Origin of the sequence: Microbacterium binotii, assembly GCF_021398715.1 — a bacterium.
GTDB lineage: Bacteria > Actinomycetota > Actinomycetes > Actinomycetales > Microbacteriaceae > Microbacterium > Microbacterium binotii_A.
Window position 1 is genome coordinate 142,005 of record NZ_CP090347.1, and the last position, 23,027, is coordinate 165,031.

Consider the following 23,027-nt stretch of genomic DNA (forward strand, 5'->3'; position numbering starts at 1 on the left):
ATGACCGACACCCTCCCCATCGATCCGCCCGCACGCCTGCTCATGGGACCGGGCCCCATCTCCGCCTACCCGTCCGTGCTGCGCGCCATGTCGGCGCCACTCGTGGGCCAGTACGACCCGTTCATGACCCACACGATGAACGAGACGCAGGAGCTGTACCGGCAGGTGTGGGCCACCGAGAACGAGGCGACCCTGCTCGTCGACGGCACGTCCCGCGCCGGCATCGAGGCCGCGATCGTGAGCCTCGTGCGCCCCGGCGACCGCGTGCTCGTGCCCGTGTTCGGACGCTTCGGGCATCTGCTGGCAGAGATCGCCGAACGCGCGCTCGCCGAGGTGCACACGATCGAGACCGAGTGGGGTCAGGTCTTCACCCCCGCGGCGATCGAAGAGGCCGTCGTGCGCGTCAAGCCGACGCTCCTCGCGCTCGTGCAGGGCGACACCTCGACCACGATGCTGCAGCCGCTGGAGGAGATCGGCGAGATCTGCCGCGCGCACGGCGTGCTCTTCTACTCCGACGCCACCGCATCCCTCGGCGGCAACGCGTTCGAGGCCGACGCCTGGGGGCTGGATGCGGCGACCGCCGGTCTGCAGAAGTGCCTGGGCGGCCCGAGCGGCTCCGCTCCGATCACCCTCAGCGAGCGCGCCGTCGAGGTCATCCGCTCCCGCAAGCGGATCGAGGCCGGCATCCGCGAGGCGGGCGACGAGGACGCCCCGGACTTCGTGCGCTCCAACTACTTCGACCTCGGCATGATCCTCGACTACTGGGGTCCGCGCCGATTGAACCATCACACCGAGGCGACGAGCATGCTCTACGGCGCCCGCGAGTGCGCGCGCCTCCTGCTCCTCGAGGGCCGCGAGGCGGTGATCGCCCGGCACGAGCTCGCCGGCCGCGCGATGCTCGCCGGCGTCGAGGCTCTTGGCCTCGCCGTCTTCGGAGACGTCGCGCACAAGATGAGCAACGTGGTGGCCGTGTACATCCCCGAGGGCGTGCCCGGCGATGCCGCACGCACCGCGATGCTCGAGGACTTCGGCATCGAGATCGGCACGTCCTTCGGTCCGCTGCACGGCAAGGTGTGGCGCATCGGCACGATGGGCTACAACGCCCGCAAGGACACGGTGCTCACGACCCTCGCCGCCCTCGAGGCGGTGCTGCGTCGGCACGGCGTCGCCGTTCCCGCCGGCGGCGGCGTGGAGGCCGCATCCGACGTCTTCGCGGGGCGCGCATGATGTTGGAGGTCTCGCCCGACCGCATCGCGGCCGCCGCGCGGCGCGTGATGGCAAGGTGCGACGAGCTCGCGCGCGTCACCGCGACGCCGGGCCGCATCGAGCGGGTCTACCTCTCTCCTGAGCACGCGCGGGTGAACCGCCTCGCGGCGGAGTGGATGCGCGAGCTCGGCATGCGCACGCGACAGGATGCGGCGGGCAACCAGATCGGTCGGCTCGACCGCATCGTCGGCGACACGCTCGACCCGGACGCGCCCGCATTGATCATCGGGTCGCACCTGGACACCGTGCTGGATGCGGGACGCTTCGACGGGATCGTGGGCGTGCTGATGGGGCTCGAGATCGCCCGGCTCCTCCGGACGCCGGTCGGCGACGGGCGCTTCGGCGTCGCGCTCCCGTTCGCGCTGGAGGTCGTCGCGTTCTCGGACGAGGAGGGCACGCGCTTCGGCAAGGCCCTGCTCGGCTCCTCTGCGGTCGCGGGACTGTGGGACGAGGATTGGTGGGCGCTGACGGATGCCGACGGCACGAGCCTGCGGCAGGCGTTCCTCGAGTTCGGGCTCGACCCGGCGCGCATCGCCGAGGCCGCCCGGCGGCCCGACGAGCTGATCGGATATCTCGAGGCGCACATCGAGCAGGGGCCGGAGCTCGACCGGCGCGGTGAGCCGCTCGCGGTCGTCTCCTCGATCGCCTCCGCGCGCCGCTTCCAGCTCGTCGTCGAGGGGGAGGCCCGTCATGCCGGTGGCACGCCGTACGACATGCGCCGCGATGCGCTGCTGGGTGCGAGCGAGGCGGCGCTCGCGGTCGAGCGCATCTGCCGCGACGAGCACCACATCATCGGCACCGTGGGTCAGCTCGAGGCCTACCCGGGTGCGGTCAACGTCGTGCCCGGCGAGGCGCGTTTCTCCCTCGACCTCCGCGGAGAGTTCGACGAGACCCGCGACCACGTGTGGGACGAGCTCTCCCGCGAACTCGACGCGATCATGGGGCGCCGGGGACTGCGCTGGAGCTCGCGCGAGGTGCACAGCGCCGCCGCCGTCATGTGCGCGCCGCTCCTGCAGGACGTCGTGCGCGAGGGCATCGGCGCGGCCGACGCGCCCGGCGGCGACGACCCGGCCGTGATCTTCAGCCGCGCCGGCCACGACGCGATGTCGATCGGTGCGATCACCGACGTCGGGATGCTCTTCCTGCGCAACCCCGACGGCATCAGCCACCATCCGGGCGAGTCCGTCTCGTCACCGGACGTGGCTCTCGGCATCCGTGCCCTCGCCGAGTCCGTGCTCGCGCTCGCCGCCGACGTCCGCGTGCGCTGACGACGGGGGTGCGGGGCCCGGGCTCGCCTGAAGGAGGGGCGGCGCCGTCATCCGCGACAGGTTCCCGCATCCGCCACAGGAATCGACAGGCGCACCTGCGCATTTGTGTGGCATCTGCGCACGCGCAGGGGATCAGCGGGGGCGCGGGACGCTCGTGACGAAGAGGGCGACGACCCGCTCCTCGCCGACGAGGCGCCAGCGGTCGCGGGCGCCCGCGGGGAATCGGATGAAGTCGCCCGGCTCGAGCGCATAGGTGCCGGCGCCGAGCACATCCACCTCGAGACGCCCGGAGACCAGGTACAGGCCGCTCTCGCCCGGCGACTCGAACCACTCGGCGATGTACTCGTCGGGGCCGAACGCGTACTCGACGACCTCGAGGGCCGAGCTCTCGCGCAGCAGCAGCGCGCGTCCGAGTGCGGCATCGTCTCGCTCGGCCACGGGGATGCGGCGCCCCTCGCCGGCGCGGACGACATCGACCTCGTCGACGCCCACGGCGGGCAGCAGATCGCCGGGTCGTACCCCGAGCGCGCGGGCGAGACGGTAGACCGACGCCATCGACGGGGCGCTCGCGCCGCGCTCGATCTGGCTCAGGAACGGCTGGCTCATCCCCGCCGCGGCGGCCAGCTCACGCGTCGAGAGCCCGGCCGCATCGCGGAGTCGGCGGATCTCAGCGCCGACGACCGAGCCGAGGTCGGCATCGAGGGAGGGGTCGCTCAATTTACGCTCCGGAAACGTTCGCCGAATGCTCTCGTCATCGCATGCATTGAATATGAATGCTGTCAGTTATCACTGAGGGTGTCTCCCTCAGTTTAGAAGAGCACGGAGAGCCCCATGAGCGCATCGGCCGAGATCGAGCGGATCGTGCGGGGACTGCCGAAGGTCAGCCTGCACTGCCACCTCATCGGCTCGGTGCAGGCGACGACGCTCGTCGAGCTGGCGGCCAAGCACGGCGTCGCGCTCGACGGGGGACGCACCGCGGAGAACCTCTTCGACCACGCCAGTTACGAGGACCTCGACGAGTTCCTCCGCGTGCTGGATGTGGCCGGCTCCGTCATCCGCGACGTGGACGACTTCCATCGCGTCACCTACGAGTCGCTGACCGCGGGCGGAGCCGCGCACAATGTGCTCTATCGCGAGATCTTCCTCAGCCCTCCCGGCCATCCTGGCATCGCGTACCGCACGATCATCGACGGCGTCCGCGCCGGGATGCGCGACGCCGAGGTCGACACCGGCATCCGCAGCAACCTCATCGTCGGCCTCAACCGCAATGACACCCCGGGCGCCGCCACCGAGCTGGTCGAGACGATGATCGCCAACCCCTTCGACGAGGTCATCGGGATCGGGCTCGACTACTCCGAGATGATCGGGCCGCCCGAGAAGTTCTGGAAGGCCTTCCGGCTCGCGGGCGAGGCCGGTCTGCAGCGCACCGCGCACTCCGAATCGGGGCCGCCGCACAACATCGAGACCATCCTCGACCTGCTCGGATGCAGCCGCGTTGACCACGGTTATCACGTCGTCGACGACCCGGACATCACGCGCCGCTGCGTCGAAGAGCGCATCCCCTTCACGTGCACGCCCGTATCGAGCGACATCGGCCGCTACTCCGGCAGCGGGGACGGCAGCCACCTCCGCATCAAGCAGATGGTGGATGCGGGACTGCTCGTGACCATCGACTCCGATGACCCGCCGATGTTCGGCACCGATCCCACCCACGACTACCGTGCCCTCGCCCAGGCGCTCGGGTACGGCCTCGACACCCTCGCATCCTTCACCGCCAACGCGATCGAGGCGAGCTGGCTCGACGCGGACAGCAAACGCGACCTGCAGCAGCGCGCCGACCGCATGGTCGCCGACCTCGCGGCGCCGCTCGGCACGACCCCCTGACCCACCCCATCCACCACCAGGAGCACCCATGTCACGCAGCCACCGATCCCGCCTGGGAGTCGCCCTCGCCGGCCTCGTCGTCTCGGCCGCCGCCCTCACCGCCTGCGCCGGCGGGGCGGGGGAGCCGTCCGCATCCGGATCGTCCGACTCAGCCGGTCTCGGCGATGTCACCCTCCAGCTCAGCTGGATCCTCAACGAGGAGTTCGCCGGCGAGTACTTCGCCGACTCGAAGGGCTACTACGAGGAGGCGGGCCTGGGGCAGGTGCGGCTGATCCCCGGCCCCTCGACCGGTGTCGCGGAGCTGCTCAGCGGCACGACCGACATCGCCATCAACGACGCCGTGTCGGCCGGCACGGCGGTGGCCACCGAGGGCGCGCCCATCAAGATCATCGGCGCGACGCTGCAGAAGAACCCGTTCACCATCCTGTCGCTGGCCGACGGGGGCAACATCCTGAAGCCGTCGGACATGATCGGCAAGCGCATCGGTGTGCAGGACTCCAACCGCGCGCTCTTCTCGGCGCTGCTCGCCGCGAACGACATCGACCCCTCGCAGGTCGACATCGTCCCCGTGCAGTACGACCCGGCGCCGCTGACCAACGGCGAGGTCGACGGCTTCACGGCCTACCTCACCAACGAGGCGATCACGGTCGAGATGGCCGGGTTCAAGACCGCCAATCTGCCGCTCGCCGAGAACGGCCTGCCGTTCGTCGCCGAGACGTTCTCGGTCACCGACGACACCCTCAAGAACCGGCGCGACATGCTGAAGGCCTTCCTCGTCGCCGAGATCCGCGGGTGGACCGATGCTCTGGCCGATCCCGACGAGGGCGCGCGTCTCGCGAAGGACGTCTACGGCAAGGACCTCGACCTCGATCCCGCCAAGACGATCGCCGGCCTGCTGGCCACCAACGCTCTCATCACCACGGAAGAGACCGCTGAGAACGGTCTGTTCACCATCTCCGACGCCCTGCAGAAGCAGACGATCGCCAGCCTCGCCGGTGCCGGCATCACGCTGGAGGCGTCCGACCTGTTCGACATGAGCCTGCTCGACGAGGTCTACCAGGAGAACCCTGACCTCATCGCGTACGCCGGCTGAGTCCGCAACGCCGCCGCCCCGCATCCCGCGTCGGATGCGGGGCGGCGCCGTGTCCGGCATCTCCGCTGCGCTGGGGCGACACCTTTCCGCATCCGCCACAGTGATCGACTGGCGCATCTGCGGAGAAGTGGCGCATCCGCGCAGATGCGACGCAACTCGGGCATCGGCCACGCGCCGCGGGCGCCACGTGCGCGAAACATCCCAGTGTTAGCGTCACCAACATCCGTGTCGTCCGCCCCGAACCGAACTGGAGCCCCATGAGCCTGCTGATCACGCACGCCCGCCTCATCACCGTGCCCGCCGGCACAGAGGACGCCGGCTACATCGAAGACGGGTGGATGCTCGTCGAGGACGGACGGATCGCGGCCATCGGGTCGGGCGCTCCCACGGTCACCGCCGATGAGGTCCTCGACGTCGACGGCGCGTTCGTCGCCCCCGGGTTCGTGTCGAGCCACTCGCACCTGTTCACGAGCGGACTGCGCGGTCTGGGCGTCGGCGAGACGCTCTACGGATGGTGCGACTCCATGCTCGGCATGACCTCCGCGGCGACGCCGGAGGACATCTACTGGTCGACCCTCCACGGCGCCCTCGACTTCCTCGGGAACGGCGTCACCACCGCCTACAACTTCACCGACCCGCTGCAGGCGTGGGAGTCGATGGTCGACGGCAAGCGCGTCGGCAACGCCGCGATGCGCCCTCTCGAGTACCACACCCGCCAGGCGGACGGCTGCCTCGACGCCGGCATCCGCTTCGTCGACGCGATCGGCATGGATGCGACCGTGGGCAGCGACGACGAGATCTTCGACCGGTTCGCCGCAGAGGTGGCGCACGCGCGCGCGATGGACCCGGCGTTCGCGCTGGGTGCGTCGATCATGGGTCAGGTGCAGTGGTCGCCGCGTCCGGATGCGGCCGAGGTCGAGGTGGAGGCGATGCGCCGCTTCGGAGTGACCAACCAGGCCCACTTCCTCGAGTCCCCCGAGGCCGTGCCCCTGCAGCAGTCGAAGTTCGCGATGTACCGGGATGCGGGAGCCCTCGGGCCCGGCATGATGTTCGGCCACTTCATCCAGACCACCCCCGAGATCATCGAGCAGACCGCCGCCGGGGGCGCCTCCATGTCGTGGCAGCCCGCATCCAACGGACGCCTCGCCTCCGGGGTCGCTCTCGTGCCCGAGATGCTGGCGATGGGCATGAAGGTGGGGATGGGGCTCGACGACCAGGCCTGCACCGACGTCTCCGACCCGTGGCAGAACATGCGCGCCGGCATCTTCATGCAGCGCGCCCGCACGAAGGATCCGCTGTCGATGATGCCCGAGCGGGTCCTGCGGCTGCACACCCTGGGGGGAGCAGCGATCCTGGGCGTCGACGACCGCGTCGGCAGCCTCGAAGTCGGCAAGTTCGCCGACTTCGTCGTGGTCGACCCCCGCAAGCCCGATGTCGGTCCGCTCTGGCACCCCGTGCGCAGCTACGTGCTGTCGATGACGCCCCGCAACCTCAAGCGCGTCTACGTGGGCGGACGCCTCGTCAGCGAGGACGGCGTCTCGACGAACCCGCTCGCGCCGGAGGCGACCATCCGCGTGCACGAGGACCTGCCACGCGTGGCCGAGCGCCTGGGGCGCCACCCCGCCTGACGCCGCGAACGACGAAGGGGGCCGGGATGACCCGGCCCCCTTCGTGTGCGATCGGTCAGCGCGCGGCGCCCGCGAGCGTGCCGGTGACCTGACCTGCGGTGTCGTAGATGATGCAGGAGACCAGACGGTCGTTGCCCTCGTCCCAGCTCTGCTGGGTCGGGACGAAGTAGGAGAACTCCAGGGTCGACTCCTCGTACGCGATGCCCGTGAAGGTCGTGAACTCGGGGTAGCAGCCTTCGTCGGCCGCGGCGTAGACGCCGTCCTTGCCGGGGAACTCGCCGTCGGGCAGCGAGAACTCGTAGTAGACCTCGTTGTCGTGCGGCTCGCTGCAAGGCACGACCGGAACGTCGGTGACCTCTTCGCCGGACTGGTCGTTGAGGCAGTCGCCCACCGAGAGGGTGAAGACGTCGGCCTTGCCGGCGTCGGTCACCTCGCCCGTGTCGGAGTCGCGCACCGCCTCGGGGCCGCCCCCGAGGTCGCTGATCTGGAAACAGCCGCCGAGGAACAGGGCGGCCCCCATGACGGCGGAGGCGGTAAGGAGGCGGGAGGTACGCATGGCACTCGCTTTCGGGCACGCTCGGACGGCTGTGCCGTCGGTGGAGGCTGAAGGGGACGTGTTCGCTGTGGTGAACGGCCGCCAGGCTATCGGTCCGCGCACGCCCGCATGAGCCTCTTGACGCCGACCTGTGGATAGGTCAGGTGTAACGGTGCGGAAACACGACCGCCAGTGTTCGTGAAATCTACATCGCTTAGCGTCGGACTCGTCACGCAGACCGCTGCCGCCGGGATGAACCCGAGCACGGGAGGCGCCGGCATCCCAACCACCCGAAGTGCACCACCCGACAAACCGGGAGACAGCTTATGTCCCGCTTCACCGCACGCCGCACGCGCGTCGCCGTGTCCATCGCCGCCGTCGCTCTCTCGGCCCTCGCGCTCAGCGCGTGTGCCGGATCCAGCGACCCCGCATCCTCGTCGTCCTCCGGCGGCGACGCCGCGGGCCTGGGCGACACCACGATCCAGCTCAGCTGGATCAAGAACGAGGAGTTCTGCGGCGAGTTCTTCGCCGACTCCAAGGGCTACTACACGGACGCGGGCTTCAGCAGCGCCACGCTCGTGCCCGGCCCCTCCACGAGCGCCACCGAGCTGATCGCCGGATCCGCCGACTTCGGTCTCAGCGACGCCGTCGCGATCGGCTCCGTCGTCGCGAGCGAGGGCGCGCCGCTGAAGATCATCGGCACCACCTACCAGAAGAACCCGTTCACGATCCTCTCGCTGAAGGACGGCGGCAACATCGCCACGGTCGCCGACCTCAAGGGCAAGAAGATCGGTGTGCAGGACCCGAACACGTCGCTGTTCAACGCGTTCCTCGCCGCCAACGGGCTGACCACGTCCGACGTCACGGTCGTCCCGGTGCAGTACGACCCGGCGCCCCTCACGAACGGCGAGGTGGACGGCTTCGTGTCCTACCTGACCAACGAGGCGATCATCGTCGCGAACGAGGGCTACGAGACGGTCAACCTGCCCTTCGCCGACAACAACCTCGCGTTCCCGGCGGAGACCTTCGTCGCGACCGACGACATGATCAAGAACAACCCGGAGAAGGTCAAGGCGTTCCTGAAGGCCGAGATCCAGGGATGGACCGACGCGATCGCCGACCCCGCCGAGTGCGCGCGTCTCGCCTACGAGGACTACGGCAAGGACCTCAACCTCGACCCGAAGAACTCCGAGGCCGGTGCCGCCGCCCAGCTGAGTGACCTCGTCGTCTCCGACGAGACCTCCGAGAACGGCCTGTTCACGATCTCCGACGACCTCAAGGACGCCACGATCAAGAGCCTCTCGGAGGCCGGCATCGACGTGACCGCCGACCAGCTGTTCGACACCTCGCTCCTCGAGGAGCTCTACAGCGAGAACCCCGACCTGGTCAAGTACGCAGGTTGACACCGCGAGGGCGCCCGTCCGCGGGCGCCCTCGTCCTCCCCTCCCCCCGTCGGTGACCCACCGACCCCGAGCGAAAGCAGCCATCGACGTGACCCAGACTGTCGTCGAGACCGGCGCGACCGATGCCGCGCTCGGCACCGGCCTCCAGATCACCGGCCTGAACAAGGTTTTCACCACCGGCCGCAAGTCGGTCGTCGCCCTTCAGGACACGAACCTCCACACCGACCAGGGCACGTTCCTGTCGTTGCTCGGACCTTCGGGATGCGGGAAGTCGACCATCCTCCGCATCCTCGCGGGCCTCGAGCAGCCCACGAGCGGCACGACCCGCGTCGACGGCAAGAGCCCCAAGGAGATGCGTCGCGAGAACAAGCTCGGGATCGCCTTCCAGGACTCGGCGCTGCTTCCGTGGCGCAGCGTCTACGCCAACATCCGTCTGCCGTTCGAGATCGCGGGCAAGAGCCCCGACAAGGCGTACATCGACGAGATGATCGCCCTGGTCGGGCTCCGCGGCTTCGAGAAGGCCAAGCCGGCGCAGCTGTCGGGCGGGATGCGGCAGCGCGTGTCGATCGCTCGCTCGCTCATCATGCGCCCCGAGGTCCTGCTGTTCGACGAGCCCTTCGGCGCTCTCGACGACATGACCCGCCAGAAGCTCAACCTCGAGCTGCTGCGGATCTGGACGGAGAAGCCGGCGACCACGCTGCTGGTGACGCACGGCATCTCCGAGGCCATCTTCCTCTCGGACCAGGTCGCCGTGATGAGCCCGCGTCCCGGTCGCATCAAGGAGGTCATGACCATCGACCTTCCCCGGCCGCGGATGCCCGAGATGATGCGCAGCCCGGAGTTCCACTCCTACGTCGATCACGCCTCTGAGCTCCTGTTCGGAGCGGGAGGGGCTGCGGCAGATGACGACCACTGACGCATCGCCCAAGGGCAGAGCGGTCCAGTGGGAGGACGTCCGCCTCCCCGCGTGGGTCATCGGAGTCATGGGCGGGATCGCCCTCATCGCCTTCTGGTGGCTGATCTCGACGATCTTCCTCAACCCCTCGGGCCGGCAGATCATCCCGAGCCCGCCCGACGTCATCGGGGCCTACATCACGACCGGCTGGGACTACTTCGCCCGCAACTTCTCGGTGACCCTGGTCGAGGCGGGTATCGGATACCTCTGGGGGAACGGACTCGCGCTCGCGCTCGCGTTCATCGTTCTGCTCGTCCCGCGGTTCGAGGGCGTGGCCATGCAGTTCGCGATCCTGACCTACTGCGTGCCGATCGTTGCAATCGGCATGCTCGCCGTCGTGCTGTTCCCCGTGCCGAAAGCGGGCGAACCCAGCGGTACGGCGGTCTTCCTGGCGGCCCTGTCGGTCTTCTTCACGACCGTGGTCGGGGCCCTGCTCGGGCTCAAGTCGGCGGACCGGTCGAGTCTGGATCTCATCACCGTCTACGGCGGCAGCAAGCTGACGCAGCTGCGCAAGGTGCGGCTCATCGCGGCACTTCCCGCCATCCTGAATGCGCTGCAGATCGCCGTCCCTGCCGCCTTCCTCGGCGCCGTGCTCGGTGAGTTCTTCGGCAAGATCGAGGCCGGGGTGGGACTGGCGATGATCCTCGCGCAGCAGAACTCCGACGCGCCGCTCGTCTGGGCGCTCGCCCTCGCCTCCGGTGCCGTGGCGCTCGCGGGCTTCGCCCTCGTCGGACTCGTCGCCCGCCTCATCGCGCCCTGGTCGAAGGGAGCCCAGAAGTGACCACCATGATGACTGCTCAGCCGCCGATCGCGGGCCCGGGTTCCGCGCAGAAGCCCGATATCCAGGTGACGGTGCGCAAGCAGGTGGCGTCCGGCGCCCTGAAGGCGTTCGGCTGGGGCATGGTGACCTTCGTCGGCACCCTCGTGGGCGTGCTCGCCCTCTGGGTCGGTGTCCTGGCGATCCTCAACGTCTCGCCCATGATCGCCAAGGGCCCCATCGACGTGTGGAACTACCTCTTCACGCTGCCGGCAGCCGAGGCGAACCGTGAACTGATGTTCGGGAACCTCGCCGTCACGCTGGGGCACTCGCTCATCGGTTTCGTGTCGGGACTGGTCGTCGCGATCCTCGGCGCCAGCATCTTCCAGCTGAGCAAGGGGATCGAGCACGCGCTCATGCCGGTCGCGATGCTCCTGCGCTCGGTGCCCCTGATCGCGATGGCGCCGGTGATCATCATGATCTTCGGCCGCGACATCGCGACCGTGGCCGTCATCGGCGGGATCGTCGTGCTCTTCCCCGCCCTGGTGAACATCTCGTTCGGTCTCAAGTCCGCCTCCGCGCAGATGAACGATCTCGTCGAGGTCTACGGCGGTGGTTCGTGGGCCAAGCTGCGCAAGATCGCCATGCCGTCCTCGCTCCCGGCGTTCTTCGCCGCCGTGCGCATCTCGGTGCCCGGTGCGATCACCGGTGCGCTGCTCGCCGAGTGGCTCGCCGTCGGCGGCGGGATCGGCGGCTCGATCGCCGGCTACATCCCGCAGGCACAGTTCAGCGCACTCTGGACATCCGTGGTGCTCGTCACGATCGTCTCGCTCGTGCTGTACAACGTGATCCAGATCGTCGAGAATGTGGTGCTCGCCCGCATGGGCATGCGCGCCCAGACCGGTATCTGACCCCGCGGCGACTCGCGCCGCATCCGCCGATTCCAGGAAGATCTTCGGTATGACCGATCTCACCGCGTTCGCGCACGGCCTGCCCAAGGCAGAGCTCCACCTGCACCTCGAGGGCACCCTCGAGCCCGATCTCAAGTTCGCGCTCGCCGAGCGCAACGGCATCGAGCTCGCCGAGAAGACCGTCGACGAGGTGAAGGCCACCTATGACTTCACCGACCTCACGAGCTTCCTCGCGGTGTACTACCCGGCGATGCGGGTGCTGGTCACGGCCGACGATTTCCACGACCTCGCCTGGGCCTACCTCCAGCGGGCCGCGGCGCAGGGCGTCGTGCACGTCGAGATGTTCTTCGACCCGCAGGCGCACACCGGTCGCGGAGTGCCGTTCGCCGACGTGATCGGCGGCTATCGCCGTGCCGTGGTGCGCGCGGAGCGCGAGCTCGGCATCTCGGCCGAGCTCATCATGTGCTTCCTGCGCGACTACTCCGCCGAGTTTGCCTTCGCGACGCTCATGGAGGCGCTGCCGTACAAGCAGTGGATCCTCGGGATCGGCCTGGATTCGGACGAACGCGGCAACCCGCCGGAGAAGTTCGCCGAGGTCTTCGCCCGGGCGCGCGCCGAGGGCTTCCTGCTGACGATGCACTGCGACATCGACCAGCCCGGCTCCATCGACAACATCCGCACCGTGCTCGATGAGATCCAGGTCGACCGGATCGACCACGGCACCAACATCGTCGAGGATCCGGCGCTCGTCGCCCTCGCCATCGAGCGCGGGCTCGGCTTCACGACGTGCCCGGTGTCGAACTCGTTCGTGACCGAGCAGATGAAGGCGGACGAGATCGTGGGGCTGCTCCGGCAGGGCGCCAAGGTCACGTTGAACTCCGACGACCCGGCCTACTTCGGCGCGTACGTCGGCGACACCTACGTCGCGCTCGCTGAGCACGCGGGGCTGACCGAGACCGATCTGGTGCAGTTCGCGATCAACTCGTTCGAGGCCTCCTGGCTGACGCCGGCCCGCCGCGCCGGCTACCTCGCGGCCGTCGCCGACTACGCGGCGCGCCACGGCGTCGCGATGCCGGCGGCATAACCTCGGACCATGACCGACCCTGTCGCCACGATCGCCGCGGACGAGGATGCGGCCGGCCAGCGCCTGGGCGCCCGCATCCGCGAGCTGCGGCAGGCCCGCGGACTGACCCTCGTGCGTCTGGCCGCGGCCACCGAGCTGTCGCATCCGTTCCTGAGCCAGCTGGAGCGCGGGCTCGCCCAGCCGAGCCTGGCATCGCTGCGGCGCATCGCGGTGGCACTGGAGACGAGTCCTATCGAGCTCATCGCCGCCTCCGACGAGCCGCGCGAGGCCGCATCCGCGATCGAGATCCAGCGTGCCGGATCCGGCGCGGTGCCGGAGGGCTTCGCATCCGGCACCGCGCGGATGCTGGCGCACGACGCCCGCGCCTTCCACCCGGTCGAGGTCGTCGCCGACGCCCTCGTGCCCGGCGAGAGCTTCACCCACGAGGAGGAGGAGTTCCTCTACGTGGTGGCCGGCGGCATCCGGATCGAACTCGACGGCGAGGCGCACGATCTGATCGCCGGCGACTCGGTGCACTTCCCCGGAGGCGTCGTGCACCGCTGGTGGTCGCTGGACGGGGAGCCGTACCGGCTTCTCGTCGTCAAGAGCGCGGGCGTTCTCAGGCCCCGCACACCCGGAGGAACGCCGTGATCTCGTACGCCGACTATCTGCAGCTGCTGCCCAAGACAGAACTGCACTGCCACTTCGCCTCGACCATGACGGCGACCACGTTCATCGAGCTGGCCGCGCGCTACGGCGTGGAGCTGTGGGGCGACGACCCCGAGACGCTCTTCGACTTCGCCGACCTGCCCGAGTTCCTCGTCGCCTTCCGCGCCGCGCACGACGTGCTGCGCGAGCCGGCGGACTTCGAGCGGGTCGCCTGGGAGGGCGTGCGGGCGGCTGTCGCCGAGGGCAACCTGCGCTACCGCGAGTACTACGTGAACCCGCAGTACTTCGCCGCTCGCGGGATCGGCTACCGGGACGTGATGGACCCGATCATCGCGGGCCTGCGCCGCGCCGAGGCCGACTTCGGTGTCGGGTTCCGCATCGTGGCCGCGATCAACCGGCGCGACAGCCCCGAGTCCGCGGTCGCGATGGTGCGCGAGGTGATCGAGCACGGCATCCCCGAGGTCGTGGGCATCGGCCAGGACGACCTGACCCCGGAGAACACCGAGGACCCCACCCGGTTCGCGGCCGCGTACCGACTGGCCGCATCCGCGGGTCTGAAGCTGACGGCGCACGTCGGGGAGACGCCGACGGCGACACCGGATGCGGTGCGCGAGGCGATCGAGGTGCTGGGCTGCGACCGCCTCGACCACGGCTACCGCATCGTCGACGATCCGGCGGTGGTGGCGCTCGCGCTCGAGCGCGGCATCGGCTTCGCGACGACCCCCGTGTCGACGACCATCTGCTCGGGGTGGACGCTGGACGAGGGCCACCGCCTCCGCGCCATGATCGACGCGGGTCTCACGATCAGCGTGTCGACCGACGATGCGATGTTCTTCCGCACCGACATCGGCAAGGAGTACCGCGAGGGGCTCATGGCGCTGGGCGTCGACGCCGCCACGGCGAAGCGGATCGCCCTCGCGGGCATCGACATCTCCTTCGCGGATGCGGCCACGAAGGCGCGCCTGCGCGGCGAGTTCGAGGGCGCGTTCATCGCCCTCGACGCCCTCCTGGAGCTCTGACCCGCGCCGTCGGGCACCGGCTGATCCTCGCTGTTCGCCTGTCACAGATCGACGGAAGCCCGTCGATCTGTGACAGGCGAACGGGCCTGGACGCGGTCAGGCGGCCGCTGGACGGCGACGGAAGTACGGGTTCGATGCCGGCAGGTACATCAGCACGGCTGCCCCGATCGCGACCACCACGATGAGGATGTCCACGATGTTGCCCGTGGCGAAGGCGGGGAGTCCCGCCAGCACCGCGATGATGGCCAGGATGAGCAGCACGATGCGCGCCCAGTTGCGTCCGCGCAGCATGTACACCGCGAACAGGATGCGCAGCGTTGCCCCGACGGCGAGGCCGATGATCGCGGCGGCAGGGCCCACCGCGGCGGCGACCTGTTGGTTGCCGCCGATATCGATGAAGGCATAGGTCCCGTTTGCCAGCGACGTGAGGATCGAGATCGCCGACAGCACGACGCTCGCGATCCAGAGCCAGAAGGATGCGGTGACTGTCGCCGGGCGGGCGGTGTTGTCCATGATCGTTCCCCCTTCGAGTCGCCCACGGTGGGTGCTCTGGCTCAGACCATAGGGCACGCACAGCGCGTCTCGGGCCCCACGAACCGGGCTCGCCTGTCACAGATCGCGCCGAAGGCGTCGATCTGTGACAGGCGAATGGGGGAGGGGAAGAGAGGAGAGGGGAGAGGCCGCGGGAGCGGAGTGGTGCGAGGTCAGCGGGCGGCGGCGACGAGCTCGGCGCCCCGCTCGGCGATCGCGACCGTCGGGGCCTGCGTGTTGCACGTGGGGATCGACGGCATGACCGACGCATCCGCCACCCAGAGCCCCTCGAGCCCCCTCACGCGCAGCGTCGGATCGACGACCGCGAGCTCGTCCGTGCCGATGCGCGCGGTGCCCGAGCAGTGGAAGAACGTGCCGATGTTCTCGCGTACGAATCGCACCTTGTCCGCGTGCGCGAGCCCTGCCGCCGGCGTGATCGGCCCCTCCGCGAGGTCGGCGTAGGCGGATGCCGCCACGAGGTCCTGCACGGCGTCGACCGCCTCGACCATCGCGGCGAGGTCGGTCGGATCGGCGAGGTAGTTCGGGTGGATGTCGGCGGCCGCATCCGGATCCGCCGAGCGCACCCGCACCCAGCCCACGCTGCGCGATCGGTACAGACCGGGGACCAGGGCGAAGACGCGGTTTCCGGTCAGGTCGTGGCGTGCGTGCAGCGCCTCATCGCCTCGAGAGCCGTGCGCGACGACGGTGTGGAGGTCGGGGCCCGCCTCGGCGTGGGAGCTGCGCCAATTGAGCATCGCGCCGCCCCCGTTGCCGATCACCGGACCGAGGTCGTGCCGGGCACGGAAGTTCATGCCCAGGATCAGCGGGTGATCCTGGAAGTTCTCGCCGACGCCGGGCAGATGGTGCGTCGTGCGGATCCCGGATGCGGCGAGCCGGCCGGCGTCGCCGATGCCCGACAGCTGGAGCAGGCGCGGGGTGTCGAGTGCGCCGGACGCGAGCACGATGCGCGCTGCGGTGGTCTCCACAGCGACATCGCCGACCGTGTGCCTGACGCCCGTGACACGGTCTCCGGCCAGCACGAGCGCGTGCACGCGGCTGTCGACCAGCACGTCGAGATTCGCCCGGCCGAGCGCGGGCTCGAGGTAGCCGCGCGCCGTGCTCCAGCGTTCGAACGAACCGTCTTCACCCTGGATCGCGTTGTAGTCCGCGTAGGTCGCGCCCTCGTTGGACGCCGCATTCGCGTCGTCGATCACCGGGAGGCCGCGTTCGGCGGACGCGGCGATCAGCGCGTGCGCGATCGGGTGCACGTGCGCGAGCGGGGCCAAGCGCATCGGGCCGTCGAGGCCCCGGTAGACGGGGTCGCCCCCGGCGCGCGCCTCGGACCGGCGGAAGTACGGCAGCAGATCGTCGTAGCCCCAGCCGGTGGCGCCCGCATCCGCCCACGCGTCGTAATCCGCGCGGTTGCCGCGGTACCAGAGCATGGCGTTCGTCGATGACGATCCGCCGAGCACCTTGCCGCGCGGCATCGCGAGCGAGCGGCCGAGCACGTGCGGGGTGGGCGTCGACCGGTAGCCGTGGTCGTACTCGCCGCCGATGAGGGCGTCCCAGTGGGCCGCGTCGAGGATCTTGCGCACGCCGCGGTGGTCGCCGCCCGCTTCGATGAGGAGCACGCGGACGGCGGGATCCTCGGACAGGCGCGCCGCCAGCACGCATCCGGCCGCCCCGCCGCCGACCACGATCTCGTCGTAGCCGGCGGCGGGGGTGCGCACGAGAGGCATCACGCGCTCCCGGGCACGAGGGCGTCGTCTCGAGACGCTCGTGGAGCGACCGGCACGATCCGAGACGCGACCATCAGTTGTGCTCGCTCGGACCCATGATGCTGATGCCCTCCGTGGCCTCGACGTGGCGCACGAAGATGTACTTGTCCTCGCGTCCGTCGGAGTGCTTGCGCTTGATCCCGGGCTCGAGGACGCCGTCGGTCTTCGCGACGACGATGTACGGCTCGGATGCGGCGAGCCCCGCCGCGCAGTGCGCGTCGAACTCTTCGAGCGTCTCGGCGGTGAAGGCCTTGTCGACACCGGCGCCGCGGGCGATCGCGGCGAGGTCGACGCGGCCCTTCGCCGTGTGCGTGGCAGGTCCTCCGATGGACTGGTACTGCTCGTTGTCCCAGACGACGATGAAGAGGTTCTCCGGGCGCTCGTTGCCGAGGGTCGCGAGGATCCCGAGGTTGAACAGCAGGCCCCCGTCGGTGTCGAGGGAGACGATGCGGCGGTGGGGGAGGCCGACGGCGAGGCCGAACGCCTCCGGCGTCACGCATCCGAGCTGCTGCTGGAACAGACTCGCCTCGCGCATGTGCGGGGCGGCGTTGTACCACTCGTCGACGGCGCCGCCGAGGGAGAGGATGACCAGCTCGTCCGAAAGACGTGCGGCGAGCAGCTTCATGGCTTCGAACCGGGAATAGCTCATCGGACCAGATCCCCTCCGAGGACGATGGCGGCGTGGTAGTACGACGCGTAGGCGGTGTCGTAGGCGCGGACGATCGCCGTCTCGAGCTGGTCGACGTCGCGGACGATCGTGTACGGCGTGCGCAGCGCCTTGAGCAGCGGCTCCATCGTGATGCCGTGCGGGATGGCCCACCAGTTGTTCTCGCCCATCTCTCCCCGGTAACTCATGATCATGACGACGGGGATGCCCGCGCCGAGTCCCATGCGCGCGAGGTGCTCGGTCCCGGCGCGCAGCCCCGAGTTCTCCATGACCAGCACGGCGCGCTTGCCGGAGAGGAACACGCCGCCGGCGATCGCGGCGCCCTCGCCCTCATTGGTGACCGGGATGGTGCGGATGTCGGGGTCCGCGTCCAGAGCCGGGTACAGCTCCTTCAGCAGCGAGTCGGGCAGGTACGTGGCGACGGAGACGCCGGCTCGCTTGAGCCCGCGGATCACCGCCTCGACGGCGTCGGCTCTCATGTGCTCTCTCTTTCTTACGGGATGGCGGCGTCGGATCAGGACGGAAGGGATGCGGTCTCGCGCGCCGCGAGCCGATGCGCGCGGTGCGTGGCGGCGAGGCGGGGGCCGCCGCCGAAGTGCTCGCGCAACGTGGCGCCGGAGGGCGGGCTGACCCTGCCCCGCTCGGCCAGCACGGGCACCACGAGGTCGATGAACGCACGGTAGGCGCCGGGGCCGCCGAACGTCGGCTCCAGCATGAGGCCGTCGAGTCCGGAGCCGTCGACGATCGCCTCGATCTCGTCGGCGACCTGTTCGGGGGACCCGGTGATCTGGAACCCCCGGATCGCCTTCGTGCGGAACTGGTCGAGGATCTCGCCCACCCGCATCTCGGCGTTCTGGCGCGCGTAGCGCTGGATGAGGGTCTGGCCGAGGTCGGTGCGCAGGTCGACGACCCTGGTGTCGGGATCGATGCCGGTGAGGTCGAGTCCGGTGATCCCGGCGAACATGACCGCCGCATCCGAGCGCTGCAGCACGGCTTCGTACTCGTCCCGCAGGGCGCGTGCCTCGGCCTCGGTCGCCGCCACCGTCACGGTCATGCCCGAGATCACGGCGATGTCGTGCGGGTCGCGACCGTGCGTCACGGCCTGCGCCCGGATGTCGTCGACGTGCGCCTTGGCGGCGGCGATCGACTGGCCCTGGATGAACACGGCCTCGGCGTTGCGGGCGGCGTAGGCGCGGCCGCGATCCGAGGTGCCGGCCTGGAAGAGCACCGGTGTGCGCTGCGGGGTGGGCGGCACCGCGAAGATCCCGGCGGCGCGCTGGTACGTGCCCGCGACCTCCACGCGGTGCAGCTTCGCCGGGTCGGCGTACACGCCCCGCGTGCGGTCGCGCTGTTCGGCGTCGTCGTCCCAGCTGTGCTCCCACAGGCGCAGGCAGGTGTCGAGGAACTCGTCGGCGGCGTCGTAGCGCTGGTCGTGGTCGAGCGTCTCTGTCACGCCGAAGAGCTGGTCCGTGGTGGCCTGCGAGCTGCCGGTCACGACGTTCCAGCCGATGCGGCCGTCGGTGAAACGGTCGAGCGTCGCGAAGCGACGGGCGGTCCCATAGGGCTTCTCCACGGTCGTGGGCGAGGTGACGACGAACCCCAGGCGCTCCGTCGCCCGCGCCAGCGTCGCGATGGCCAGCATCGGATCCAGCGCGGGGAACTGGATGCCGTGCGCCGCCACCTCGTCGGGCATCCGACCCTCGAGCGTCGCGTAGCCGTAGGTGTCGGCGAAGAACAGGAAGTCGAAGCCGGCCGCATCCAGTTCGCGCGCCAGATCGACCCAGTAGTCGAGGCGGTCCCAGTCGTCGCCGCGGCCGCCCGGATGCGTCCACGTCGGCATCCCGTTGGAAGGGTTCATCATCTCGAAGACCCCGAGCACGATCCTGTTCATACGACCATCACCACCGACTTCGTCTCGAGGTAGTTCTCCAACCCCTGCGCTCCGTTCTCATAGCCCCATCCGGACTCCTTGTGCCCGCCCTTGGGCAGTTCCGGTCCCAGGAAGGAGTGGCAGTTGACCCAGACGGTTCCCGCCGCAAGGCGCGCGGCGACGCGGTGGGCGTTGCTGAGGCCCTCGGTCCAGATGCTCGCGGCGAGCCCGTAGTCACTGTCGTTGGCCCATCCGACGACCTCGTCGAGATCGTCGAACGGGGTCACGACGGCGACGGGGCCGAAGATCTCCTCGCGCATGAGGCGGGCGTGCGGGGGGACGTCGGTCAGCACCGTGGGGGTGAAGAAGGTCCCGGCGCTTCCGGTGCGCTCGCCGCCGGTGACGACGGTGACACCGTCGGCCGCGCCCTCGTCGACGTAGGCGGCGACGCGGCGCGCCTGCGTCTCGCTCACGAGGGGGCCGAGATCCGTCCCGGCCGCGAGACCATGACCGAGTCGCAGGGCGTCGCCCGCGGCCGCCATCCCGGCGACGACCTCGTCGTACACGTCGCGGTGCGCGTAGATGCGCGCGCTCGCGACGCACACCTGGCCGCCGTTGTCGAAGATGCCGCGCGAGACGCCCGCGACGGCGGCGGACAGATCCGCATCCGGCAGGATGATCGACGGCGACTTGCCGCCGAGCTCGAGCGTGAGACGGGCGAGGCGATCGGATGCGGTCGCCACCAGCTTCTTGCCGACCGCGGTCGAGCCGGTGAAGGCGATCTTCGCGACGCCGCGGTGCTCGACGAGCGCCTGTCCCGTCTCGTGTCCGTAGCCGGTGACGATGTTGACCACGCCGTCGGGGAGCCCCGCCTCCTGCAGGAGGCGACCGAGGTAGAGCGCGCTGAGCGAGGTGTTCTCGGCGGGCTTGAGCACGATCGTGCAGCCGGCCGCCAGCGCGGGGGCGAGCTTCATGGCCGTCATGATGAGCGGCGAGTTCCACGGCACGATCGCCGCGACCACGCCCACCGGTTCGCGCCGCGTGTAGGCGAAGACGTCCTTGCCCTCGGGGGTGCGGGTGAGCGAGGTGGGGATCGTCTCGCCCGTGATCTTCGTGGGCCAGCCCGCGTAGTAGCGGAACTGCGAAATGGCCGCGGGGACCTCGCCGAAGCGGGCCGTGCCGAGGCTCTTGCCCTGGTCGAGGGTCTCGAGCTCGGCGAGGTCGTCGAGGTGCTCCTCCATGACGTCGGCGATGCGCCACAGCAGCTTCGAGCGGTCGGCGGGGCGCATCCTCGCCCAGGCGGGGCTCTCCAGGGCGGCGCCGGCCGCACGCACGGCGGCGTCGACGTCGGCGCTCGAGGCGCGGGCCACCTCCGCGAGCGTCTCGCCGGTCGCCGGGTCGAGCGAGGCGAAGGTGTCGGATGCGGCCACCCAGCGTCCGCCGATGAGAAGGCGTCCGGGGTCGTCGGCGAGGAAGCGGGCGACCCGCTCGCGGAGCGGCCCGTGATCGAGCGCGATGGTCATGGCGTGGCCTTTCAGTGGAACAGTCCGTCAAGTTCGCCCTGCGCCGAGATCCAGGCGGAGCGGCGGGCGAAGAGGTCGGGAACGAGCGCGCGCACGCGGTCGATGAGCTCGCCCAGGTCGGCGTTCACGAGGCGGCCGTCCCGCACGACGATCTCGCCGTCGACGACCGTCATGTCGACGTCGGAGCCGCGCACCGCGTGCACGAGGTTGTGGTGGATGTTGGGATATGCGCCGTCGGGCATGAAGGGCGTCATGCGGGGGGTGTCGGTGCGCATGGCCACGAAGTCGGCCTTCCGACCCGGCGTCAGCGCGCCGAGCTCGTCGCCGCGGCCGATCGCGGCCGCGCCGCCACGGGTCGCCATGCCCAGCACCTGCCACGAGTCCATCGCGGCCGCATCCATCGTGCGGAGCTTGCCGAGGAGGGAGGCGACCTTCATCTCCTCGAACATGTCGAGGTTGTTGTTCTCCTTCTCGCCGTCGGTGCCGAGCCCCACGTGGACACCCGCGGCGAGCATCTCCGCCACCGGGGCCATGCCGCTGGCGAGTTTCATGTTGGAGACCGGGTTGTGCGAGACGCCGACGCCGCGCGCCGCGATGAGGTCGACCTCGGCCTGATCCAGCCACACGGCGTGGGCGATCATCGCGCGCGGCACATCGAAGAAGCCGAGCTCCTCGAGGGCGAACATGGGGCGCGCGCCGTGGCGGTCGGCGAAGTCGGCGAGCTCGATCTCCGACTCGCTGCAGTGCGTGTAGAGGCCGGTGCCGTAGGCGTTCGCCAGCGCGATCGCGCGGCGCTGGCCCGCCGCATCCGCGTAGAACGGGTGCTCGAGTCCGACCCACGGCATGATGCGGCCGTTCGCCGCTCCCGTCCACTCCGCCAGCATCCGCTCGTTGTCGTCGAGGGTGTCGAAGTAGTCGAAGTCGGGGTGCTCGCCGACGTAGTTGACCGTCACGACGCGGTTGCCGAGGACGGATGCGGCCCGCGCCGCGCCGTCCATGTACCGCCACATGTCCACCACGGTCGTGGTGCCCGCCAGGAGCCCCTCGGCGTAGCAGAGCCACGCGGCGGCCTCGGCCTCGTCGGAGCGGAGCACCCGGTGCATCGGGTCGATGTGCAGCCGCAGCCACTCCCACACCGGCAGGTGCTCGGCGGTGCCGCGCAGCATGCCGGAGTGGTGGTGGGCGTTGATCAGGCCCGGCATGAGCAGGCGGTCGGGCAGCTCGATGCGCTCGGCATCGGGGTGCGCCGCGATCAGCTCCGCGCGGGGGGCGACGTCGGTGATCGTGTCGCCGGTGACGAGGACGCCCGCATCCGTGAGGACGCGGCGCTCGTCGTCCATCGTGACGACGAGATCGGGCAGGAAGAGGCGCGCGGTGGGAGGCACGCTTCCGATCGTAGATACCTATCGTTGATTACACATACCAATCACGTTTCGCGCGCGTTACCTCTCCGCCGAGCCGGGCGCCGGAGCGCGCGGACTGCTCGCCTGTCACAGATCGACGCGACCGCGTCGATCTGTGACAGGCGAGCAGGGAATGTGAGGGGCGGGCGGCGAGGCGCGGGTTCAGCGCTCGGCGACGTGCACGAGCAGGAGCACGGCCGGCTCGGCACCCTCGATGCGCCAGCGGTTGCGCAGTGCTCCGGGGTGCGAGAGGGCGTCGCCCGCGCCGAGCGTCCACGAGCCGCGGTCCTCCAGCTCGACCGTCAGGGAGCCGGAGACGAGGTAGATCGTGTTCTCGCCGTCGGATTCGAACCACTCGCCCACGTACGGCGCGCGGGCGATGCGGTACTCCTGCACGGTCGCGCCCCGGGTGGCGGCGGAGGAGATGATCCGGCTGACGGCGCCGTCGTCGCTCTCCGAGACGGGAACGAGCTCGCCCTCCCCGCGACGGACGATGTGGATCGGCTCCGGCTCCTCCTCGGCCGGCAGCAGCTCCGACGGCGAGATGTCGAGCACCTTGGCGAGCTTGAAGAGCGTGAGGATCGACGGCATCGTCCGGCCGCCCTCGATCTGGCTCAGGAACGGCTGACTGATCTCCGCCGCGCCCGCCAGCGCGCGCATCGACAGCTTCTTGGCCGTGCGGGCGGCACGGATGCGACGTCCCAGCGAGACGCCGATGTACGCCTCCGCGTCGGCGGGGCCGGCCGCATCCGGCTCGGTCAGGGCGTCGGTCGTCACGGACCCAGGATCGCACCGGCCCCGCCG

General features: G+C 70.0%; 22 protein-coding genes. 12 read left to right on the plus strand and 10 right to left on the minus strand.

Features of this window, described 5'->3' with window-relative positions; all coding sequences use genetic code 11:
• Entirely contained in the window at positions 1 to 1,227 is a 1,227-nt protein-coding gene (locus tag LXM64_RS00725) for a pyridoxal-phosphate-dependent aminotransferase family protein (protein WP_234074203.1), read from the plus strand.
• Positions 1,224 to 2,534 (plus strand): allantoate amidohydrolase, encoded by a 1,311-nt coding sequence (locus LXM64_RS00730; RefSeq protein WP_234074204.1) that lies wholly within the window; start codon positions 1,224 to 1,226, stop codon positions 2,532 to 2,534. Before LXM64_RS00725 ends, LXM64_RS00730 begins: the two co-directional genes overlap by 4 nt.
• A gap of 132 nt (positions 2,535 to 2,666) precedes the next feature.
• Here LXM64_RS00730 and LXM64_RS00735 read toward each other — a convergent pair whose 3' ends face one another.
• Positions 2,667 to 3,251 carry a helix-turn-helix domain-containing protein gene (locus LXM64_RS00735; protein WP_234074205.1) on the minus strand — a complete coding sequence of 195 codons (585 nt, stop codon included), beginning with the start codon at positions 3,249 to 3,251 and terminating at the stop codon, positions 2,667 to 2,669.
• Between the two features lie 114 nt (positions 3,252 to 3,365).
• On the opposite strand from LXM64_RS00735, the gene add (LXM64_RS00740) reads away from it, so the two are divergent.
• The 3 genes from add (LXM64_RS00740) to LXM64_RS00750 all read left to right on the plus strand — a co-directional run bounded on the left by add (LXM64_RS00740) (position 3,366) and on the right by LXM64_RS00750 (position 7,139).
• On the plus strand, positions 3,366 to 4,418 hold the full coding sequence (gene add, locus LXM64_RS00740) for an adenosine deaminase (RefSeq protein WP_234074206.1): 1,053 nt from the start codon (positions 3,366 to 3,368) through the stop codon (positions 4,416 to 4,418).
• A gap of 28 nt (positions 4,419 to 4,446) precedes the next feature.
• Positions 4,447 to 5,511: an ABC transporter substrate-binding protein gene (locus tag LXM64_RS00745; RefSeq protein ID WP_234074207.1), complete on the plus strand. Its 1,065-nt coding sequence runs from the start codon at positions 4,447 to 4,449 to the stop codon at positions 5,509 to 5,511.
• A gap of 257 nt (positions 5,512 to 5,768) precedes the next feature.
• A complete protein-coding gene (locus LXM64_RS00750; RefSeq protein WP_234074208.1) occupies positions 5,769 to 7,139 on the plus strand; it encodes an amidohydrolase family protein in 1,371 nt (456 codons plus the stop codon).
• A gap of 55 nt (positions 7,140 to 7,194) precedes the next feature.
• Here the strand turns inward: LXM64_RS00750 and LXM64_RS00755 are convergent, their stop codons facing one another.
• Positions 7,195 to 7,695, minus strand: a complete 501-nt coding sequence (locus LXM64_RS00755; RefSeq protein WP_234074209.1) for a septum formation family protein — start codon at positions 7,693 to 7,695, stop codon at positions 7,195 to 7,197.
• Positions 7,696 to 8,000: 305 nt separating this feature from the next.
• Here LXM64_RS00755 and LXM64_RS00760 point away from each other — a divergent pair, with 305 nt between their 5' ends.
• The 7 genes from LXM64_RS00760 to add (LXM64_RS00790) all read left to right on the plus strand — a co-directional run bounded on the left by LXM64_RS00760 (position 8,001) and on the right by add (LXM64_RS00790) (position 14,451).
• The gene (locus tag LXM64_RS00760) at positions 8,001 to 9,077 is read left to right on the plus strand and encodes an ABC transporter substrate-binding protein (RefSeq protein WP_137418383.1); all 1,077 of its coding nucleotides are present in this window, start codon (positions 8,001 to 8,003) and stop codon (positions 9,075 to 9,077) included.
• Between the two features lie 88 nt (positions 9,078 to 9,165).
• Positions 9,166 to 9,993 (plus strand): ABC transporter ATP-binding protein, encoded by an 828-nt coding sequence (locus LXM64_RS00765; RefSeq protein WP_234074210.1) that lies wholly within the window; start codon positions 9,166 to 9,168, stop codon positions 9,991 to 9,993.
• Complete coding sequence (locus LXM64_RS00770; protein ID WP_234074211.1) at positions 9,980 to 10,813, plus strand: ABC transporter permease; 834 nt, start codon at positions 9,980 to 9,982, stop codon at positions 10,811 to 10,813. Before LXM64_RS00765 ends, LXM64_RS00770 begins: the two co-directional genes overlap by 14 nt.
• A 5-nt stretch (positions 10,814 to 10,818) precedes the next feature.
• Positions 10,819 to 11,700, plus strand: coding sequence for an ABC transporter permease (locus tag LXM64_RS00775; RefSeq protein ID WP_234075506.1), 882 nt, complete (start codon positions 10,819 to 10,821; stop codon positions 11,698 to 11,700).
• A 49-nt stretch (positions 11,701 to 11,749) separates the two neighbouring features.
• Positions 11,750 to 12,784, plus strand: coding sequence for an adenosine deaminase (gene add / locus LXM64_RS00780; RefSeq protein ID WP_234074212.1), 1,035 nt, complete (start codon positions 11,750 to 11,752; stop codon positions 12,782 to 12,784).
• 9 nt (positions 12,785 to 12,793) lie between these two features.
• Complete coding sequence (locus LXM64_RS00785) at positions 12,794 to 13,414, plus strand: helix-turn-helix domain-containing protein (protein ID WP_234074213.1); 621 nt, start codon at positions 12,794 to 12,796, stop codon at positions 13,412 to 13,414.
• Entirely contained in the window at positions 13,411 to 14,451 is a 1,041-nt protein-coding gene (add, locus tag LXM64_RS00790) for an adenosine deaminase (RefSeq protein ID WP_234074214.1), read from the plus strand. The genes LXM64_RS00785 and add (LXM64_RS00790) overlap by 4 nt, the downstream gene beginning before the upstream one ends.
• A gap of 96 nt (positions 14,452 to 14,547) precedes the next feature.
• Here the strand turns inward: add (LXM64_RS00790) and LXM64_RS00795 are convergent, their stop codons facing one another.
• From LXM64_RS00795 to LXM64_RS00830, 8 genes are all read right to left on the minus strand, one after another.
• Entirely contained in the window at positions 14,548 to 14,964 is a 417-nt protein-coding gene (locus tag LXM64_RS00795) for a hypothetical protein (RefSeq protein ID WP_234074215.1), read from the minus strand.
• Positions 14,965 to 15,155: 191 nt separating this feature from the next.
• Positions 15,156 to 16,721 (minus strand): GMC family oxidoreductase, encoded by a 1,566-nt coding sequence (locus LXM64_RS00800; protein ID WP_234074216.1) that lies wholly within the window; start codon positions 16,719 to 16,721, stop codon positions 15,156 to 15,158.
• Positions 16,722 to 16,794: 73 nt separating this feature from the next.
• Complete coding sequence (locus LXM64_RS00805) at positions 16,795 to 17,409, minus strand: thiamine pyrophosphate-dependent enzyme (RefSeq protein WP_234074217.1); 615 nt, start codon at positions 17,407 to 17,409, stop codon at positions 16,795 to 16,797.
• Positions 17,406 to 17,906 carry a thiamine pyrophosphate-binding protein gene (locus tag LXM64_RS00810; RefSeq protein WP_234074218.1) on the minus strand — a complete coding sequence of 167 codons (501 nt, stop codon included), beginning with the start codon at positions 17,904 to 17,906 and terminating at the stop codon, positions 17,406 to 17,408. The genes LXM64_RS00805 and LXM64_RS00810 overlap by 4 nt, the downstream gene beginning before the upstream one ends.
• Positions 17,907 to 17,941: 35 nt before the next feature.
• Positions 17,942 to 19,318 carry an NtaA/DmoA family FMN-dependent monooxygenase gene (locus LXM64_RS00815; RefSeq protein WP_234074219.1) on the minus strand — a complete coding sequence of 459 codons (1,377 nt, stop codon included), beginning with the start codon at positions 19,316 to 19,318 and terminating at the stop codon, positions 17,942 to 17,944.
• Positions 19,315 to 20,820: an aldehyde dehydrogenase family protein gene (locus tag LXM64_RS00820; RefSeq protein ID WP_234074220.1), complete on the minus strand. Its 1,506-nt coding sequence runs from the start codon at positions 20,818 to 20,820 to the stop codon at positions 19,315 to 19,317. Before LXM64_RS00820 ends, LXM64_RS00815 begins: the two co-directional genes overlap by 4 nt.
• 11 nt (positions 20,821 to 20,831) lie before the next feature.
• On the minus strand, positions 20,832 to 22,205 hold the full coding sequence (locus LXM64_RS00825) for an amidohydrolase family protein (RefSeq protein WP_234074221.1): 1,374 nt from the start codon (positions 22,203 to 22,205) through the stop codon (positions 20,832 to 20,834).
• A 180-nt stretch (positions 22,206 to 22,385) separates the two neighbouring features.
• Positions 22,386 to 23,000 (minus strand): helix-turn-helix domain-containing protein, encoded by a 615-nt coding sequence (locus LXM64_RS00830; RefSeq protein ID WP_234074222.1) that lies wholly within the window; start codon positions 22,998 to 23,000, stop codon positions 22,386 to 22,388.
• Between the last annotated feature and the right edge of the window lie 27 nt (positions 23,001 to 23,027).